The sequence below is a fragment of the Kitasatospora sp. NPDC057692 genome (assembly GCF_042799475.1).
GTDB lineage: Bacteria > Actinomycetota > Actinomycetes > Streptomycetales > Streptomycetaceae > Kitasatospora.
Genome location: NZ_JBHVIV010000002.1, coordinates 114,523 through 132,200, shown reverse-complemented (window position 1 = coordinate 132,200; position 17,678 = coordinate 114,523). Strand labels below are relative to the sequence as shown.

The window sequence follows — 17,678 nt, the reverse complement described above, 5'->3', positions numbered from 1 at the left end:
AACATGAGGACGGGAAAGACCGCGATGATGGTGAAGCACCGGGGCGGGGCCCGGGGACTGGCCGCGGCACTGGCCGCGCTGGCGGCGCTGGTGGCGGCGTGCACGTCCTCCCCCGCGCCGAAGCCGGATCCGACCGTACCGCCGGCGCCGACCGCGCAGGCGGGGGTGCTGCGGGTACTGGCCGGCAGCGAGTTGCAGGACATGGCGCCGATCCTGGAGCAGGCGCAGAAGGAGACCGGGGTGACCGTCCAGTTCTCCTGGACGGGATCGCTGGACGGCGCGGAGGCGGTCTCCAGCGGTTCCGCGGACGGGAAGTACGACGCGCTCTGGTTCCCGTCGAACCAGTATCTGCGGCTGGACGAGCGGAGCCGGCCGAAGCTGTTGTCGGAGAGCCCGATCATGACCTCGCCGGTGGCGTTCGGGATCCGCTCCTCGGTCCTGAACGACCTGTCCTGGGGTGACGGTTCCGCGGTGACCTGGGGGAACCTGGCCGAGGCGGCGGCCGCCGGGAAGCTGAACTACGGCATGACGGACCCGTCGCGGTCGAACTCCGGCTTCTCCGGCCTGGTGGCGGTGGCCTCGGCGTTCTCCGCCGCGAACTCGGCGCTGACCGACGAGGACGTCGCGAAGGCGACTCCGCAGCTGAAGCAGTTCTTCACCGGGCAGAAGCTGACGTCCGGGTCGTCGGGCTGGCTGACCCAGGCGTACACGCAGGCCGAGCAGGGCTCGATCGGGGCGCTGGTGAACTACGAGTCGGTGCTGCTGACGTTGAACAAGACGCTGCCGGCGGAGCAGCGGCTGGCGGTCGTGCGCCCGACGGACGGCGTGGTGTCGGCCAACTACCCGTTGACCCTGTTGAGTTCCGCTCAGCCGCGGGAGCAGGACTCGTTCCGCAGGTTGACCGAGTACCTGTTGAAGGAGGACGTGCAGAAGCGGATCGCGGAGCAGACGCTGCGCCACCCGGTGACGGCCGGGGTGGCCGCGGCGGCGGGTGTGCCGACGGACCGGCGGCGGGAGCTGCCGTTCCCCGGCAGCCTGGCGGTGGCGACCCATCTGCTGGCCTCGTACCAGAACGAGCTGCGGCGGCCGTCGCGGACGGTGTACGTGCTGGACACCTCGGGCTCGATGGCGGGGCAGCGGTTGGCCCAGCTGAAGTCGGCGATGGGCCGGCTGACCGGGGCGGACGACTCCCGGGGGGTGCGGCGGTTCCGCGACCGCGAGGAGGTCACGCTGGTCTCGTTCGCCTCGAAGGTGAAGTCCACGAAGACGCACACCGTGCCGGCCGGGGCGGCGGCGCAGCAGGAGCTGGCGTCGATCGACGCGGATGTGAAGGCGCTGTCGGCGGAGGGCGGTACGGCGGTGTACTCGTCGTTGGAGGAGGCGTACCGGGTGATCGAGCGGCAGCAGGCCGCGGCGAAGGACGACCGGTTCACGTCGATCGTGGTGATGACGGACGGGGAGAGCAACGAAGGGGTTTCGGACCAGGATTTCAAGGTGTTCCAGGCCGGTCTGTCGCCGGCGCTGAAGGCGGTGCGGGTGTTCCCGATCCTGTTCGGCGATGCGGCGAAGGCGCAGTTGCAGGGGATCGCGGATCTGACGGGCGGCAAGCTGTTCGACGGGACGGGTTCGCTGGACCAGGCGTTCGAGGAGATCCGTGGCTACCAGTGACGGTGGCGGCGGGTGGGGCGGGCGGGTCCTGGGGTACCTGGGGTCCGCCGGCAACATCGCGGCGTGCACGGCGGGTGCGGGCGGGCTGGTGCTGCATTTCGCGGGCTACGGCGGGGACCTGTGGCCGGTGATCGTGGCCGGTCTGTACGGGGCCGTCGCGTCGCTGTGGTGGGCCTTCGACCTCGGGGGGTCGAAGAGGCCTTCCGAGGCCGTCGGCACTCGGGAGCCCGGGCCGGCGGGCCGGGTCCCGGGTGGCTCCGAGCGGGGCGACGGCCCGGAGCGGCGGCCCGGCGGGTCCGGGGTCGCGACCGGGTCCGCCCGGCCGGGCCCGGGGGCCGAGTCGCCGCCGGCGCAGGAGCGGGCCACCCCGCCGGCCACCCCGCCGGCCGCGCCGCCGGTGCCGCGGATCTGGCCGCAGTTGGAGGAGTTGGCGGCGTTCGTCGGGTCGGCGCAGCTGCCGCCGTCGGCGAACGTGCCGGGTCTGCTGGTGCGGTTGCGCACGGCCGGGCCGGGTCCGACGACGGAGCCGATCGTCCGTCGCCGGCTGCCGTTGGCGGTGGACGGCTATCTGCGGGCGCTGACCTGGCAGCCGTGGGTGGCGGACGGGGCGGACCCGGTGGCCGAGTTGGCCCGGGCGGTGGACGAGATGGCCGCGCTGGTTCCGGCGTCCTGATCGCCGGAGCGGCGCCGGACGCGTGGTGTGTCGGCGGAGCGGCCGGGCCCGGATCGACCGGGGCCCGGCCGCTTCGCCGTTGTGTGTGTCAGGCCTCCAGTACGCCGGGCAGTTCGAGGCGGCGGCGCACGCCCAGTTTGCGGAAGCTGTTGGTGAGGTGGGTTTCGACCGTGCGGACCGCCAGGTGGAGCATCGCGGCGATCTCGGCGTTGGAGTGCCCGGCCGCGGCGAGGCGGCAGATCCGCAGTTCGCTGTCGGTGAGCGCCTCCGCGCCGGCGTGGTCGGCGCGGCCGACGCGGGCGCCGGAGGTGCGCAGCGCCTCCATGGCGGCGGTGCGGTGGCGGACGGCGCCGAGGCGTTCGGCGCGGCCGGCGGCCTCGCGCAGGGCGCGGCGGGCGGCGCCGCGGCGGCCGCCGTCGCCGAGCAGGCGGCCGTAGGTGATGAGGGCGGGGATGAGTTCGGTGTCGATCTCGGCGGTGCGCAGCAGTTGGACGGCCTCGGTGGCGAGGTCGAGGCCGTGGCGGCCGCCGGTGGCGGCGGCGAGGGTGCGCAGGGCGCGGCCGACGGTGCGGGGGGTGCCCCAGACGCGGGCGAGCCGGAGGTCCTCCTCGGCGAGGGCGACGGCGGGGCCGGGTGCGCCGAGGAGGAGGTGGCATTCGGCGGCGGCGGTGCGCCAGGGGGTGACGATGGGGCTGCGGACCTGGCGTTCGCCTTGGCGGCGGCCGCATTCGAGGAGGTCGGCGAGGGCTTCGGCGGGTTCGCCGGAGGCGAGGCGGAGCAGGCCGCGGGCGTAGAGGTACTCGTTCCACTCCCAGGAGTCCTGGGCGCGGTCGGCGGCGACGGCGCGGGCGAGGCCGTGGGCCTGCCAGAGCCGGCCGGTCTCGACGAGGGCGATGACGCTCTGGGCGACCAGGTGGGCGTTCTGCTGGCCGAGGAGTTCGGCGTAGCGGCCGGGCGCGGTGTCGTCGGTGGTGGGGCGGGTGGTGGAGGGGGTGCCGGTGTGCCAGGACGGTCCGGGGGTGGCGGGGTAGCCGGCCGAGCCCCAGGGGCGGGGCCGGGGCAGTCCGGGCGGGCCCCAGGGGGTGGGCTGGAGGAGGGCGGGGGCGGGTGGCGCGGCGGAGGGTGCGGGGGTGGGGGCGGAGCCGGGGGCGGTGAGGGCGTAGTCGTCGAGCAGGGCCTGGTACTCGCCGCGCATGATCCTGGTCTCGGCGCGGACGCTGAGCAGGCACTGGTAGCCGGGGTCGAGGGGGCCGCCGCGGTAGCTGGCGAAGCCGCGGGCGACGATCTCGTCGGCCTGGTCGAGGAGGTCGGCCCACTGGGAGAGGGTGGCGAGGGAGACCAGTAGGTAGGAGCGGCAGAGCGGGTCGACGGGTGCGTCGTCGAGTTCGCGGATGCGTTCGGCGACCTCGGTGGCGGAGAGCAGGCCGCTGGTGGCGTCGAATTCGGTGAGCAGGGAGAAGGCGGGCGGGGCGAGGCGCTGGGGGGTGCGGGTGGCGAGGCGTTGGACGCCTTCGACGACCTGGAGCCAGCTGCGGCCGTCGTGGGCGGCGATCTGGGCGGTGGCGGCCTGGACGGCGTGGAGGACGTCCTCCTGGTCGACGAAGCGGTGGGCGAGCTCGTCCATGAGTTCGATGGCGGCGGCGGTGTCGCCGCGGGTGGCGAGGACGGCGCCGAGGGTGTTGGCGGCGCGGAAGACGCCTTCGTCGGTCTGCTGGAGGTGGACGGCCTCGGCGAGGTGGCGCAGGCCGACGGTGCGCTCGGCGGGGCCGAGGGTGACTTCGAGGCTGCCGAGTTCGGTGAGCAGCAGGCCGCGTTGGCGGTCGCTGAGGGGTTCGGCGAGGACGCGGCGCAGCAGGGTGGCGGCGTCGGCGGGGTGGTCGGCCTCGGCGGCCTGGCGGGCGGCGCGGCGCAGGGTGTCGGCGGCCCAGCGGGGGGTGGGGGCGGGGGTGAGCAGGAGGTGGCCGGCGACGGTCTGGTCGGGGGCGCCGGTGCGGTGGAGGTGTTCGGCGGCGGCGAGGTGGACCTCGGCGCGGTGGCCGGGGGCGTGGCCGGTGAGGACGGCGTCGGCGAGCAGGGGGTGGGCGAAGCGGGGCCAGCTGCCGGGGACGGGGGTGTCGAGGTGGCGGTGGAGGGTGAGGTGGGCGAGCCAGCCGGCGAGCCGGCCGGGGTCGGCGGCGGTGAGTTCGGCGAGCAGCGGGACGGGGTCGAGGGGCGGGGCGCCGGGGGCGGTGTCGGCGGCGGGGTGTTCGGACATCCGGGCGAGGACGCGGGCGACGGTGACGGCCTGTCGGCCGGCGCCGTGCAGCCAGGCGTCGACGGCATCGGCGAAGGCGCCGCCGGGCAGGCCTCCGCAGCGCTCGGGCAGGGTGGCGGGCAGCCCGGCCGCCCCGGCCGGGTCCATCGGGTCCGCCGGGTCCGCCGGGTCCGCCGCGAGGTCGGCGAGCAGTGCGGTGAGCAGCAGCGGGTTGCCGCCGCTGGCGCGGGCGCAGTCGGCGGCGAGCCCGGCGGGCGTGCCGGGCCCGAGGTGCTGCCGGGCGATCCGGACGGCGGCGGGGGTGCCGAGCGGGGCGAGCCGCAGGGTGGTGGCGAGGTCGGGGGTCAGGTCGCGGGTGAAGCGGCCGGACGGGGTGTCGAGGGTGGCCTGCCGGTGTTCGGTCACGATGAGCAGGGCGGGCAGCCGGTCGATCCGGCGGGCGACCTGGCGCAGCCAGCGGCGGGAGGGCTCGTCGGCGAGGTGGATGTCGTCGACGGCGAGCAGCAGCGGGTGGTGGGTGCCGTGCAGGCGGAGCAGGGACCAGAGGGTGGTCTCGGCGGTGTCGGGGTCGGCGCTCCCCGGTCCGGAGGCGCTCCCCGGTCCGGAGGCGGAGCCCGCGGCGGAGCCGGCGCCCTGGTCGGCGCCGGGGTCCGCGGGGCGCGCGGCCGCCGGGGCGCCCCAGGCGGTGCGGTCGTAGGGGCCGGCGGGGGTCGGGCCGGTGTCGAAGAGCTGGCGGGCGGCCGCGTAGGGGGTGGCGGTCTCCTCGGCGGAGCAGCGGGCGCGCAGCACGGTGGTGCCCTCGGCGGCTGCGCGGCGGGCGGCCTCGGCGAGCAGCGCGGTGCGGCCGGTGCCGGTGGCGCCGGTGATCAGCAGGACGTGGCCGGTGCCGCGGCGGGCGGCGGCGGCCCGGTCGGCGATCCTCCGCAGCTGTGGTTCGCGCTCCGCGAGGTGGGTGGACGTGGTGGTGCTCATCCCCGGTTTCCCCTCTTTCCCCTTCTGCCCTTCCCGGCCGCCTGTCGGTGTCCGATCGGGCAGTATCCGCCGTTGTACCGGGAAATCGGCTTGACGTGCTAACCACGCGTTACTGGTGAGTCCGGTTCTCGTCGTGATGTGAGGGGCCGGTGTGGACGCGTGTGTCGTGGTGGAACGGCCCGGTGGGGCGCCGTCCGGCGGCTGTGCGGGCAGGTCCGCCGCCCTGATGACCACCTGCGGGGCCCGAAGCGTTGCCCCCGTCCTTCGGCGGGGACTGCCCGGCGGGTCCGATCTCGTGGTGGACCACGATGGCCGGGAGGCTGCCCCGGCGGGAAGCATGGTGGGAGTTTCCGGGGCACGGGCAGCGCTCCCGGATCGCCGTCGTAACGGCCGGCCGTCCCGGGTGGGGCGCAATGCCCCGAGGTTCGGGGTCCCCGGGTGGCCGGGCCGGCTTCTCCAGGAGGGGGCCAGATTTGACTGTTCTGCACACCGAGTACGACCGCCGTGGCACGGCGGTGCGGGCTTCGGCGTCCGCCACGCGTACGGTGCCGCCACAGCGACCGGTCGCGTCCCGTGCGGTCGCCGTCGCCGGGCAGGTGCCGGGGGCGGCCGCGGCGGCGGGCGCCCATTCCCAGGCGTCCGCCGCCGGTGCCGTGCGCGGTGCGGCGGGGGCGGCCCGGCCGGTCGCCGCCGTACCGGCCCGCACCTCGACGGTGCCGGTCGCCGTCCAGGCCGCCGATCCGCTCTCCCGGGCGGGTGCGGAGGCGCAGCTGCGCCGCTTCCCGGGGGTCGTGGTGGTGGACCCGGCGGGGACGGCCGCGCCGGGCACGGTCACCGTGCTGGTCGCCGAGTCGGCCGACGCGGCCGCGACGGCGGCGCTGCGGCGGCTGGTGCGCGGCGCCGGGCAGCGGGTGGTACTGGTGGTCGAGCGGCTGCGCGAGACCGAGTTGATGGAGGCCGTCGAGTGCGGAGTGGCGGCGATCCTGTGGCGCCGGGAGGCGACGCCGGAGCGGCTGGGCCGCGCGGTGCTGGCGGCGGCCCGGGGCGACGGTGACCTGCCGGCGGATCTGCAGGGCCGGCTGATCGCCCAGGTGGGCCGGTTGCAGCGGTCCGTGCAGGGCATGCCGGGGCAGGCCCCGACGGGCCTGTCGGAGCGGGAGTCGGACGTGCTGCGGCTGGTCGCGGAGGGGTGGGACACCGGGGAGATCGCGGCCCGGCTGTCGTACTCGGAGCGGACGGTCAAGAACGTGCTGCACGGCCTGACCACCCGTCTGCAGTTGCGCAACCGGGCGCACGCGGTGGCCCACGCGGTCCGCGAGGGGTACATCTAGGATCCGGCGCGAACGGGCGGGCAGGTGCGATGCGGCACCTGTCCGCCCGCGTCATGAACGGGTCGCCAAGATCTCACCTGTTGGAAAGGTCCGGGGGCTATCCATCGGGGGGACCGCAGGGCAGACTTCTACGCGCGTTCCTCTACGCGCGTCACTCATGACGGTCCGTTCGCAGTCCCCACCCGGGAGAGTCCTCCAATGCCCCTGAACCGCCGTGACTTCGTCACCCGGTCCGCCGCCACCGCCGCCGGTGCCGCCCTCGCGAGCGGCGCCGGCCTCGCCGCCGCCACCCCCGCCGCGGCGGCCGGACCGGACGGGGCCCGCGCCAAGGGCCGCACCAAGCGGCAGGCCTTCACCGTGATGGGCACCACCGACCTGCACGGCCGGGTGCTCAACTGGGACTACTTCACGGACGCGGTCTACGCCGACAAGGCGCACAACGAGGTCGGCCTGGCCAAGATCTCCACGCTCGCCAAGCAGGTGCGCGAGGAGAAGGGCTGGGACCGCTGCCTGCTCATCGACGCCGGCGACACCATCCAGGGCACCCAGCTGACGTACTACTACGCCCGGGTCGAGCCGATCGCCACCGAGGCCGACACCGCGCCCGAGCACCCGATGGCGCTCGCCATGAACACCATGGAGTACACCGCCGCCGCGCTCGGCAACCACGAGTTCAACTACGGCATCGACACCCTGCGCGCCTACGAGGAGCAGCTGGACTTCCCGCTGCTCGGCGCCAACGCGCTGAACGCCCGCAACGACAAGCCGGCCTTCCCGCCGTACGTCATCCGCAAGCTGAAGCTGGACAACGGCCCGGCCCTCAAGGTCGGCATCCTCGGCCTGACCAACCCGGGCATCGCGATCTGGGACAAGGCCAACGTCGCCGGCAAGATGACCTTCCCGGGCATCGTCGAGACCGCGAGGACCTGGGTGCCGAAGGTCAGGGCGGCCGGCGCGGACGTCGTCGTGGTCGCCTGCCACTCCGGCACGGACGAGGCCACCTCCTACGGCGACCAGCTGCCCTGGGCGGAGAACGCCTCGGTGGCGCTGGCCGAGCAGGTGCCGGGCATCGACGCCGTCCTGGTGGGCCACGCGCACAAGGAGATCCCGCAGCGTCTGGTCGTCAACAAGGAGACCGGCCGGACCGTCGTGCTCTCCGAGCCGCTGTGCTGGGGCCAGCGCCTGACCTGCTTCGACTTCGAGGTCGAGTTCGACAAGGGCGCGTGGAAGGTCGTCTCGCTCTCCTCCCGGGTGCTGAACTCCAACACCGTCCCGGAGGACCCGGAGATCGTCGGCCTGATGACCGACCAGCACAAGAAGGTCGTCGCCTACGTCAACCAGGTCATCGGCACCGCCAAGATCGAGCTGTCCATCGCCGAGGCGCCGTTCAAGGACACCCCGATCATCGACCTCATCGGCCGGGTCCAGGCCGACGTGGTCCGCGCCGCGCTGGCCGGCGGCCAGTACGCCAAGCTGCCGGTGCTGGCCCAGGCCGCGCCGTTCAACCGCACCGCGGTGATCCCGTCCGGCCAGGTCAAGCTGCGTGACGCGGCCGGCCTGTACATCTACGAGAACACCCTGGAGGCCCGCGTCCTGACGGGCGCCCAGATCAAGGACTACCTGGAGTTCTCGGCGAAGTACTACGCCCAGCTGGCCCCGGGCGCCCCGGTCGACAAGGCCACGCTGACCAACGCGCAGAACACCCCGGACTACAACTACGACGCGGTGTACGGCGTCTCGTACGACATCGACATCGCCCAGCCGGTCGGCTCGCGGATCGTCAACCTCTCCTTCGAGGGCAGGCCGATCGACCCGAACGCCCAGTTCGTCCTCGCGGTCAACAACTACCGCGCCAACGGCGGCGGCAACTTCCCGCACATCGCGGCCGCCCAGAAGCTGTGGGCCAACTCGGACGAGATCCGCAACGCGATGATCGCCTGGGTGAAGGAGAAGGGCGTCATCGACCCGGCGGACTTCGCCGTCGAGTCCTGGCGCCTGGTCCGGGCCGGCCGGCCGGTCTTCTGACCCGGCCGCTCACGTGGCACCACGACCGGCCCCGGGGCGCACGCCCCGGGGCCGGTCCCCTTCGGCTCCGCTCGGGGCCGGGCCGCCCGCCGCCCCTCCTGGGCTAGCCTGGTCCACATGCGGACCATCGCCGCCTGGCCCCTGGACGGACCTCCCCCGACGGACGTGCCCGCCGAGTTCCACGACCCGTGCGCCCGGGTCGGCCGGGACCTGCGGCACCCGCCCGCCGGCGACCGGCTCCCGGCCGGCGTCCGCTGGGAGCTCTCCGAGGACCACTACACCGGCTTCCTCCTCGGCCTGGGGGCCGCCCGGGGCCGGCTGTTCGCCCAGGAGACGGACCCCTACCTCCCGCCCGGCCGGCTCACCGCCTACATCGCCGAGCAGGTGCAGGACCACCTGGCCGGCTACGAGTTCGTCCAGTGGCCGGCCTGTCCCGGCCACACCCACCCGATGGTGCCCGCCGAGGACGGGGCGCGGGCCCGGTGGCACTGCCGCCGGACCGGGCACCCGCTCGTCCGGATCGGCGAGCTGACCGCCGGGCGCTGAGGCCCCGCTACCCGAGGGCGGCCAGCCGCTCCATCGCCTCGCGCTCGATCCGCGCCAGGTCCTCCAGCAGCCGCCCGGCCCGCCGCAGCGGCTCCGCCTCCCCGGACTCCCCCGCCTCGGCGACCAGTTCGGCCACCACGGTCCAGCCCGCCGCCGCCTCGGCGTACCGGTCGCGGGCGGTCCGCACCCGGGCGTCGTCGAGCAGTCCGGCGCACTCCCCGAGGAAGTCCCGGTAGAGGTTGCGGAACAGCGCGCCACCGGTCCCGGCCAGCTCCATCATCCGCGCGGCCTGCGGCAGTTGGCGGCCCGGCTGGTCGGCCCGGGCGAGCCAGCCCGGTACCAGGGAGGCGGCCTTGGCGATGCCGCGGTGTCCGAGGTTGGCGATCGGCGGGTGCAGGAAGGCCGCCGCGCAGTCGGTCAGCGCGGGGGCCAGCGCCGCCCGGACGTCCGGGAGTCCGCCGCGCCGGGCGAGCGTGAAGGAGCGGTGGCGGGCGGTCATCGGGCCCCGTTCGGCGCGCGCCGCGGCGAGCGAGGCCAGACCGGTGGTGACGGCGCCGCCCTGCTGGGCGGTGTCCACCAGCTGCGCGTCGCTCGCGTCGTAGCCCACCATCGCGACCATGTGCCCGCCGAAGTGCACCTTGGAGGTGAAGTACTCCAGGTGGTAGCTGTCCAGTTGGAGCCCGACCGGACGGCCGGCGTCCAGCTCGGCGGCCACGTTCCGCCAGGCCCGGTCGGCGGAGCCGGTCTCCCGGACCTCCAGCTCCAGCCCGAGCCGGGCGGCCAGCGCCCGGGTCAGCTCGAAGGGCTTGACCCGGCCGCCGAGGAACGGGAAGTCCATCCCCTTGCCGTCCCAGTAGATGAACGACAGCCCGGACCCGAGGCCGAACAGCATCGGCTCGGACAGCTCGACGCCCTCGTGGCGCAGCAGCACGTCCAGCGCCGTCGTCTCGCAGTGCTCTCCCCCGCGCGGCCGCGTCATGCCGCCTCCTCCGTCCGCTCCTCGACCCGGACCACCAGCCGGGTCGTCCACTCCTCCGCCGGGGCCTCGCCCGGCCCGACCAGGTACGCCTCCCGCACCGGCGCCAGCGGCCGCAGCCCGCGCTCGTGCACGGCGGCCAGCAGCGCGTGGTAGGCGAGCGGAAGTTGGGCGTACGGTCCGTGGTGCACCGTCGCCACCGCCGGGCCGCCGGGCAGCACCTCGCGGTCCAGCCCGGCCGGCGGCCCGTCCGCCCCGTCCGTCTCGGCGCCGACGGCGATCCGCATGTCCTCCGCGAGGTCCAGCGGGAAGAGCCCCCACAGCGGGGGCCGCCACGGCGTGCCGTCCAGGCCGGCCAGCAGCCGGCCGACGCATCCGCCGATCCGCTCGGCCAGTTCGCCCGGCCCGGCCACCGCCCGCACGACGGCGAGCCGCCGCTCCGGCTCCGGCGCGAGGGTGATCTCGTAGCCGGGCAGTCCGCCGCCGGCCGCGAGGCGCTCCAGCAGCTCCAGGCGGGCCCGGTCGCGGGTGATCCGCTCGGCGACCCGGTCGCGTTCGGCGCACAGCAGGCGGGCCCGTTCCGGCTCGGCGGCCGCCAGGGTCGCGGCGATCACCGCGAGCGGCACGTCGAGTTCGCGCAGCAGGGCGACGGTGAGCGCGTCGCGGGCCTGCCCGGGGGTGTAGTAGCGGTAGCCGGTGGCCGGGTCGACCCGGGCCGGGGGCAGCAGTCCGGTGTCGTCGTAGTGGCGGAGCTGTTTGACGCTCAGCCGGCAGAGGCGGGCGAAGCGCCCGATGGTGAGGAGGTCGTCCCGCGGGACGTCGTCTGGGTCGCGCACGGCCCCATCGTGGACCCTCCCCCCGTGGGAGGGTCCACCGCGGCCCGCCGTCCGGCCGAGGCGTCCGGCCGAGGCGCCCGGCCCGCGAGACGCTGGGACATCTTCCCGAGACAGCAGGATATTCAGCCGCGCGCGGGACCTGCCTACCGTTGATCACGTCACCGGGAGCACGGTCGTCGAGAAGAATCCGAGAAGGAGCAGTCCCATGCGCGCAGTGATCCAGAAGTCCATCGGCGGCCCCGAGGTCCTGGAGGTCGTCGAGACCGAGCGGCCCGCCCCGCTCGGCAGCGAGGTGCTGGTCCGCGTCCACGCCAGCGGCGTCAACCCGGTGGACGCGGCGGTCCGCTCGGGCGTCTACCCGCTGCTCGGCGAGCCCCCGTTCGGGGTCGGCTGGGACATCTCCGGCGTGGTCGAGCAGGCCGGCCCGGGTGCCCGCTTCAAGGCCGGCGACGAGGTGTTCGGGCTGCCGTTCTTCCCGCGCGCCGCGACCGGCTACGCCGAGTACGTCGCGGTGCCCTCCCGCCAGGTGGCCCGCAAGCCCGCCTCGCTGAGCCACGTGGAGACCGCCGCCCTGCCGCTGGCCGCGCTGACCGCCTGGCAGGGCCTGGTGGACGCGGCGGGGCTGTCCGAGGGGCAGCGGGTGCTGATCCACCGGGCGGCGGGCGGCGTCGGCCACCTCGCCGTGCAGATCGCCAAGGCGCGCGGCGCGTACGTGATCGCGCTGGCGAGCGAGCCGAAGCACGCGTTCCTGCGCTCGCTGGGCGCCGACGAGGTGCTCGACCACCGGGAGGAGGGCTTCCTGGAGCGGGTCGGCCAGGTGGACGTGGTGTTCGACTCCTCCTCGCAGGGCACCGCCTCGCTGGCGGTGCTGCCCGAGGGCGGTGTGCTGGTCTCGATCATGGAGCACTGGAACACCGAGCTGGCGGCCGAGGTCGAGGCCGCCGGGCGGCGGTTCGCGGGCGTCATGGTGGAGCCGGACTACGCCTCGCTGGAGGCGATCGCCCGGCTGGTGGACGAGGGCCGGATCCGTCCGCACATCGCCGAGACCTTCCCGCTGGAGGAGGCCGCGAAGGCGCACGAGCTGATCGGGACCGGCCGCACCCAGGGCAAGATCGTCCTGACCGTCGCCTGAGTTCCGTAGGGTGGCCCGGGGAACGGCGACCAGGGAGGGTCCGTGGACATCCTGACCGAGGCACTGAGCTCGATGCGCACGGGGCAGCCCGCCTCCGTCCGCACCGAGGGGCGGGCCCCGTGGGGGCTGCGGCTGCCCCCGGTCGCCGGCGCCGGGTTCCACGTGGTGCTGTACGGGACGTGCTGGCTGGTGCCGCTGGAGGAGGGGGCCGCGCCGATCGCGCTCAGCCCGGGGGACGTGGTGTTCCTGCGGGACGGCCGCGGCCACGTCCTCGCCGACCGGCCGGACACCCCGGCCGTCCCCGAGCAGCCCTCCCAGTTCCGGCCGTCCCTGCCGATCGGCACCCTCGCGATCGGCGGGGACGGGCCGCGCACCAGCCTGCTGTGCGGCAACTACCACCTCGACCAGGCCCGCCCGCACCCGCTGGTGCGGCAGCTGCCGGAGATCGTCCACCTGCAGACCCGGCACGGCCGGCACCCGGAGCTGAGCGCGGCCGTCCAGCTGCTCGGCGCCGAGCTGGAGAACCCCCGGCTCGGTTCGACCGGCATCGTCCCGGCCCTGATCGACTCGCTGCTGCTGTACATCCTGCGGGCGTGGTTCGAGGAGCAGCCGCCCGCCACCGCGGCCGGCTGGGCGGCGGCGCTCGGCGACTCGGCGGTGGCCCCGGCGCTCACCGCGATCCACGAGGCGCCGTCGGCGGCGTGGACGGTGGAGTCGCTCGCCGCCCGGGCCGGGCTCTCCCGGGCGGCGTTCGCCCGCCGCTTCACCATGTTGGTCGGCGAGCCGCCGATGTCCTACCTGACCCGCTGGCGGATGACCACCGCGGCCCGGCTGCTGCGCGAGTCGGAGGCCCCGCTGACCTCCGTCGCCGCGCAGACCGGCTACGGCTCGGAGTACGCCTTCGCGAAGGCGTTCAAGCGGGAGTTCGGGCTGGCCCCCGGCGGCTACCGCCGGGACGCCCGGGCCGCCTGAGCCGGCCGTCGTCCCGCGGCCCGTAAGCCCCTGAGCCGGCGGAGTGGGACGTCGGCCCGGCCGACGTCCCGCTCCACTCCCCGCCGGGGCCGCCCTCACCCCTTGGCGACCGCCTCGCGGACCGCCGGGGCGATCTCGTTCGCCCAGCGGCCGAGGGTGAGCGGGTCCGGCGAGCCGTGGTCGGCGGCGAAGAGGGTGAACCCGGACGCGCCGTGCTCCAGCACCGCGCCGGTCAGCTCCTCCACCCACTGGTCCACCGAGCCGCCGAGCCAGATCCGCCCGCCGTCCCGGGTCCCGGCGAGCGGGCGGTCGGTGATCCGGCCCGGGAGGTTGTAGACGGTGCGGATCTCCCGCGGGTCGCGTCCGACGGCGGCGGCCGCCTCGTCGACGACCGGCCGCGAGGTCCGGTAGCGCTCGCTGAGCCAGTCCGCCGCGTGGCCGGGGATCCAGCCGTCGGCGACCCGCCCGGTGACGGCCAGCGACCTGCGGCCGTTGGAGCCCGTCCACACCGGCGGGGCGGCCACCGGCGCGGGCTCGATCTCCCGGACCCGGTAGTGCCGGCCCTCGTGGGTGACCGGCCCGCCGCCCCCGGACAGCCGCTTGACCAGGACGATCGCCTCCTCGAAGGCCTCCACCGCCTCGCCCGGGGTGAGCCGCTCCACGCCCAGGTCGGCGATCCGGTCCCAGAGCCCGCCGGCGCCCATGCCCAGCACCACCCGCCCGCCGGAGAGCGCCGAGAGCGAGGTGACCGCCCGGGCCAGCAGCGGCGCGGGCCGGCTCGGCAGATTGGTGACGTTCGCGAAGCCGCTGATCCGCCCGGTGCGCCCGAGCAGGAACCCGAGCGCGGCGTAGGCGTCGACCCTCCCGCCGACGTAGGGGTGGTCGGACAGGGAGAAGTGGTCCAGGCCGTCGCGGTCGGCCTGTTGGACCACGCTCAGCAGCTGCCCGGTGTCGGCCAGGTCCCCCGGCGCGCCGAATCCGAAGACGACCTTCGCGTTCTCGATGCCCATCGTGTGCTCCCTCGCTCGTTCCGGGCCCTCAGGCGGTGTTGAAGAGCTCGGCGAACCGGCCGGTGAACAGGTCGGTGCCCTTGTGCTCCACCACGGTCTCGGTCGCGGCCAGCACCGGCCCGTCGGGGCCCGGCAGTTGGCCGACCCCGCCGCGCGGGCCCAGCGGCACCAGCATGAACGGGTGGGCCGACGGCCGGTAGTGCGCCCCGGCGGGTTCGCCGCGCAGCTGGGCGGCGATGTTCCGGGCGACCACCTCGGCGTGCTGGAGCGCGACGCCGGCCATCTTGGGCTCCTCGATGGCGGTGAGGTCGCCGAGCGCGTAGACGTGCGGGTGGGCGTCCAGGGCGAGCGTGTCGCCGACCCGGACCTGCCCCTGCGCGGTGCGCTCGACGAGCCGGCCGTCGGCGAGGTAGTCGCTGTTGATCCGCACGCCGTGGGCGCGGAACCAGAGGTCGGCGGTGAGCTCCTCGCCGCTCTCCAGCGCGACGGTGAAGGCGCCCGCCCGGCCCGGCGCGACGGCGGGGTCGGCGGCCAGCCGCGCACCCAGCCGCACGGTGACGCCCAACGCGTCCAGCTGGCGGTGGAGCTCCTCGCGCAGCTCGGGCAGCAGGGCGGGCACCAGCCGGTCGGCCGGGTCGATCAGGGTCACCTGCTTCTCCGGCCAGACCTCCTTGATCTCCCCGGCCAGCTCCAGCCCGACCGGCCCGGCCCCGGTGATCAGCACCCGGTCCGCGCCGGCCAGTTCCTCGTGGGTGGCGCGCAGCTGGTCGAGCGCCTCGGCCCGGGAGTCGGAGACCGGCTTGGCGGGGTAGGCGTAGCTGGAGCCGGTGGCGAGCACCAGGTAGTCGGCCCCGATCCGCCGCCCGGAGGCGAGGGTGACGCCGCCCGGGTCCGCGGAGACCACCCGGTCGCGGACCACCTCGCCGCGCGCGAGCAGGGTCTCGTACCCGAAGAAGATGGCGTCCGCCCAGTCCGGGCGGGCCAGGGCCCGCAGCGATGCGGCGGAGTTGACGAAGGCGTCGCGCGGGTCGATCAGGACGACGTCGGCCTCGGCGTCCAGCGCCTTGGCGACCGCGGACCCCCCGTAGCCCCCGCCGACCACGACAACGGTACGACTCATGTTCTCTTGCCCCCAAAGCAGAAAAGAGTTGAAGTTCGCTCCACGAACATATTAGTTCGTTTCGCGAACTGCAACCCTTTCCACAGGATCAGCCCGGCTCGCCGAAGACCGGCGGCGCCTCGTTGTCCAGCACCACCCGCCCGAGCAGCCCGGCCAGCGCCTCCCGCTCCCCGGCGGAGAGCCCGCCGGGCAGTTCGTCGATCCGCCGACAGGTCTCCGCGTGGAACCGCTCCGCCAGCACCGCCCCCTCCGCCGTCAGCGCGACCCGCACCGCCCGCGCGTCCGCCTCGCAACTCTCCCGCCGCACCAGCCCGTTGCGCTCACTGCGGTCCACCAGCCCGGTCAGGCTCGACTTGGCCAGCCGCAACAGCCCCCCGAGCTCCCCCATCACGTACGACCGCCCCATCAGCACGCACAGCAACTGCCCCTGCTGCGGCGTCAGCCCGTGCTCCCGCGCCGACTCGGCGTACACCGCGTCCACCAGGAACGCCGCCCGCACCAGCGCCCCGACAACCCCGATCCCGCCACCCTTGCTCGTGTCCACCCACTCAGCCTAACAGCCACAATTCGTGCTACGAACTACCGCGTGGACCGGCAGCCCCAGGTGAGAAGATGGCTGTATGACCGCTTTCCAGATCCCCGAACGGCACACACAGCTGCTGGCGTACGCACAGAGCCTCACCCCGCCGTCGGGCTGGAAGATCGAGGTCTCCGGCGACGAGATCATCATGACGGCCGGCCCATCGGTGATCCACCAGCGCAACCTGCTGGTCGTCCGCCGCCAGTTCGACGCCCACTGCCCGGCCGAGCTGATGCCCAGCGAGAACACCGATCTCGCCTCGCCCCACACCGGCAAACTCCGCAACCCGGACCTGACCTACATCCCGCTCGACACCGTCGAGCTCGGCGGCAACCAGGTCCCCGCCGAGCTGGCCGCGATCGCGGTCGAGGTCGTCTCCCCCTCCAACCCGGAGAACGACCTGGTCGGAAAGGTCCGCGACTACCCGCAGATGGCGATCCCGCTCTACCTGGTGATCGACCCGCGCGAGGGCACCCTCACCCTCCACTCCGAGCCCGGCGGCGCCACATACCACCGGCGGTGGACGGGGAAGTTCGGCGACGGCGTGCCGATCCCGGCCCCGTTCTCCTTCGAGCTCGGGACCGCCGAGCTGCTCCGCTACCCCGCCTAGGGCCTCCGCGCCCCGCCTAGGGCTTCTCGGCGACGGCGGCCCAGATGCCGATCTGGGAGTCGGTGGCCTGCTCGGGGCTGTCGGGGCGCCAGAGCGGGGCGGTGACCAGGCCGGGGTCGGCGAAGTGCAGGCCGTCGAAGAAGCGCAGCACCTGCGCGCGGCTGCGCATGGTCAGCTGGGCGGAGGCGTTGCGGTAGACGGCGGCGCCGCGGCCGGCGTCGGCGGTCGGGGTGAAGTCCAGGGTGCCGTGGGAGAGGACGAGGCGGCTGCCGGACGGCAGGGCGTCCACCAGGGTCCGCACGATGCCGTACGGGTCGTCCTCCTCGTCGATGAAGTGCAGGACGGCGACGAGCAGCAGCGCCACCGGCTCGCCGGAGTCGAGCGCCCGCCGGACCTCGGGGGTGGCCAGGATCGCGGCCGGGTCGCGCAGGTCGGCCTGGACCACCGAGGTGCTCTCCGGGGTGGTGCCGCTCAGCAGGGCGCGGCCGTGCACCAGCACGATCGGGTCGTTGTCGAGGTAGACCACCCGTGCGTCCGGCCGCACCTGCTGGGCGACCTCGTGGGTGTTCCCGGCGCTGGGGATGCCGGTGCCGATGTCGACGAACTGCCGGATGCCCTCGCCGGCGAGGTGGCGCACCGCACGGCCGAGGAAGGCCCGGTTGGCCAGCGCGCTGAGCCGCACCATCGGGCTGATGGCGAGCACCCGCTCCGCGGCCTCGCGGTCGGCCGGGAAGTTGTCCTTGCCGCCGATGTAGTAGTCGTACATCCGCGCGGGGTGCGGGATCTCGGGGCGCAGGTCGGCGGGCGGCCGCGCCTCGTCACCCTCGCCCCCGACGAGCCACTCCCGGCCGATCTCCTGAAACCCGGTCACCTCTGCCACCCCTTCGGTCCGTTCCGGTCACACACCGTCGAACACCGTCCCCACACGATCCGACAGGGCGCAGCATAGGGCAGCCCCGGCCATCAACCGGAA

The 17,678-nt window shown here is 74.8% G+C and carries 15 protein-coding genes; 8 read left to right on the top strand and 7 right to left on the bottom strand.

Going from position 1 to position 17,678, the window contains the following annotated elements:
• Positions 1–3: 3 nt before the first annotated feature.
• Positions 4–1,668: an extracellular solute-binding protein gene (locus ACFVFS_RS01720; RefSeq protein WP_380618946.1), complete on the top strand. Its 1,665-nt coding sequence runs from the start codon at positions 4–6 to the stop codon at positions 1,666–1,668.
• Positions 1,655–2,341, top strand: coding sequence for a hypothetical protein (locus tag ACFVFS_RS01715; protein WP_380618944.1), 687 nt, complete (start codon positions 1,655–1,657; stop codon positions 2,339–2,341). Before ACFVFS_RS01720 ends, ACFVFS_RS01715 begins: the two co-directional genes overlap by 14 nt.
• Before the next feature lie 88 nt (positions 2,342–2,429).
• Here the strand turns inward: ACFVFS_RS01715 and ACFVFS_RS01710 are convergent, their stop codons facing one another.
• On the bottom strand, positions 2,430–5,567 hold the full coding sequence (locus ACFVFS_RS01710; RefSeq protein WP_380618942.1) for an AAA family ATPase: 3,138 nt from the start codon (positions 5,565–5,567) through the stop codon (positions 2,430–2,432).
• 653 nt (positions 5,568–6,220) lie between these two features.
• Here ACFVFS_RS01710 and ACFVFS_RS01705 point away from each other — a divergent pair.
• The 3 genes from ACFVFS_RS01705 (at position 6,221) to ACFVFS_RS01695 (ending at position 9,469) form a co-directional block, all read left to right on the top strand.
• Positions 6,221–6,898 carry a LuxR C-terminal-related transcriptional regulator gene (locus ACFVFS_RS01705; protein WP_380619129.1) on the top strand — a complete coding sequence of 226 codons (678 nt, stop codon included), beginning with the start codon at positions 6,221–6,223 and terminating at the stop codon, positions 6,896–6,898.
• Between the two features lie 198 nt (positions 6,899–7,096).
• Entirely contained in the window at positions 7,097–8,923 is a 1,827-nt protein-coding gene (locus tag ACFVFS_RS01700) for a bifunctional metallophosphatase/5'-nucleotidase (protein ID WP_380618940.1), read from the top strand.
• A gap of 117 nt (positions 8,924–9,040) precedes the next feature.
• A complete protein-coding gene (locus tag ACFVFS_RS01695; RefSeq protein WP_380618938.1) occupies positions 9,041–9,469 on the top strand; it encodes a hypothetical protein in 429 nt (142 codons plus the stop codon).
• A gap of 7 nt (positions 9,470–9,476) precedes the next feature.
• Here the strand turns inward: ACFVFS_RS01695 and ACFVFS_RS01690 are convergent, their stop codons facing one another.
• Together ACFVFS_RS01690 and ACFVFS_RS01685 are read right to left on the bottom strand one after the other, a co-directional pair.
• Complete coding sequence (locus ACFVFS_RS01690) at positions 9,477–10,448, bottom strand: BtrH N-terminal domain-containing protein (protein ID WP_380618936.1); 972 nt, start codon at positions 10,446–10,448, stop codon at positions 9,477–9,479.
• Positions 10,445–11,281 carry a MerR family transcriptional regulator gene (locus ACFVFS_RS01685; protein WP_380618934.1) on the bottom strand — a complete coding sequence of 279 codons (837 nt, stop codon included), beginning with the start codon at positions 11,279–11,281 and terminating at the stop codon, positions 10,445–10,447. The genes ACFVFS_RS01690 and ACFVFS_RS01685 overlap by 4 nt, the downstream gene beginning before the upstream one ends.
• A 205-nt stretch (positions 11,282–11,486) precedes the next feature.
• On the opposite strand from ACFVFS_RS01685, the gene ACFVFS_RS01680 reads away from it, so the two are divergent.
• Complete coding sequence (locus ACFVFS_RS01680; protein WP_380618932.1) at positions 11,487–12,413, top strand: NADP-dependent oxidoreductase; 927 nt, start codon at positions 11,487–11,489, stop codon at positions 12,411–12,413.
• Positions 12,414–12,455: 42 nt separating this feature from the next.
• Complete coding sequence (locus ACFVFS_RS01675; RefSeq protein ID WP_380618930.1) at positions 12,456–13,385, top strand: AraC family transcriptional regulator; 930 nt, start codon at positions 12,456–12,458, stop codon at positions 13,383–13,385.
• Between the two features lie 95 nt (positions 13,386–13,480).
• On the opposite strand, the gene ACFVFS_RS01670 is transcribed toward ACFVFS_RS01675, so the two are convergent.
• The 3 genes from ACFVFS_RS01670 to ACFVFS_RS01660 form a co-directional block, all read right to left on the bottom strand.
• Positions 13,481–14,395: an LLM class flavin-dependent oxidoreductase gene (locus ACFVFS_RS01670; protein WP_380618928.1), complete on the bottom strand. Its 915-nt coding sequence runs from the start codon at positions 14,393–14,395 to the stop codon at positions 13,481–13,483.
• Between the two features lie 28 nt (positions 14,396–14,423).
• Positions 14,424–15,515 carry an NAD(P)/FAD-dependent oxidoreductase gene (locus ACFVFS_RS01665; RefSeq protein ID WP_380618926.1) on the bottom strand — a complete coding sequence of 364 codons (1,092 nt, stop codon included), beginning with the start codon at positions 15,513–15,515 and terminating at the stop codon, positions 14,424–14,426.
• An 88-nt stretch (positions 15,516–15,603) separates the two neighbouring features.
• A complete protein-coding gene (locus tag ACFVFS_RS01660) occupies positions 15,604–16,035 on the bottom strand; it encodes a MarR family winged helix-turn-helix transcriptional regulator (protein WP_380619127.1) in 432 nt (143 codons plus the stop codon).
• Between the two features lie 100 nt (positions 16,036–16,135).
• On the opposite strand from ACFVFS_RS01660, the gene ACFVFS_RS01655 reads away from it, so the two are divergent.
• The gene (locus tag ACFVFS_RS01655) at positions 16,136–16,705 is read left to right on the top strand and encodes a Uma2 family endonuclease (protein WP_380618924.1); all 570 of its coding nucleotides are present in this window, start codon (positions 16,136–16,138) and stop codon (positions 16,703–16,705) included.
• Between the two features lie 16 nt (positions 16,706–16,721).
• On the opposite strand, the gene ACFVFS_RS01650 is transcribed toward ACFVFS_RS01655, so the two are convergent.
• Positions 16,722–17,576: an SAM-dependent methyltransferase gene (locus ACFVFS_RS01650; protein ID WP_380618922.1), complete on the bottom strand. Its 855-nt coding sequence runs from the start codon at positions 17,574–17,576 to the stop codon at positions 16,722–16,724.
• Between the last annotated feature and the right edge of the window lie 102 nt (positions 17,577–17,678).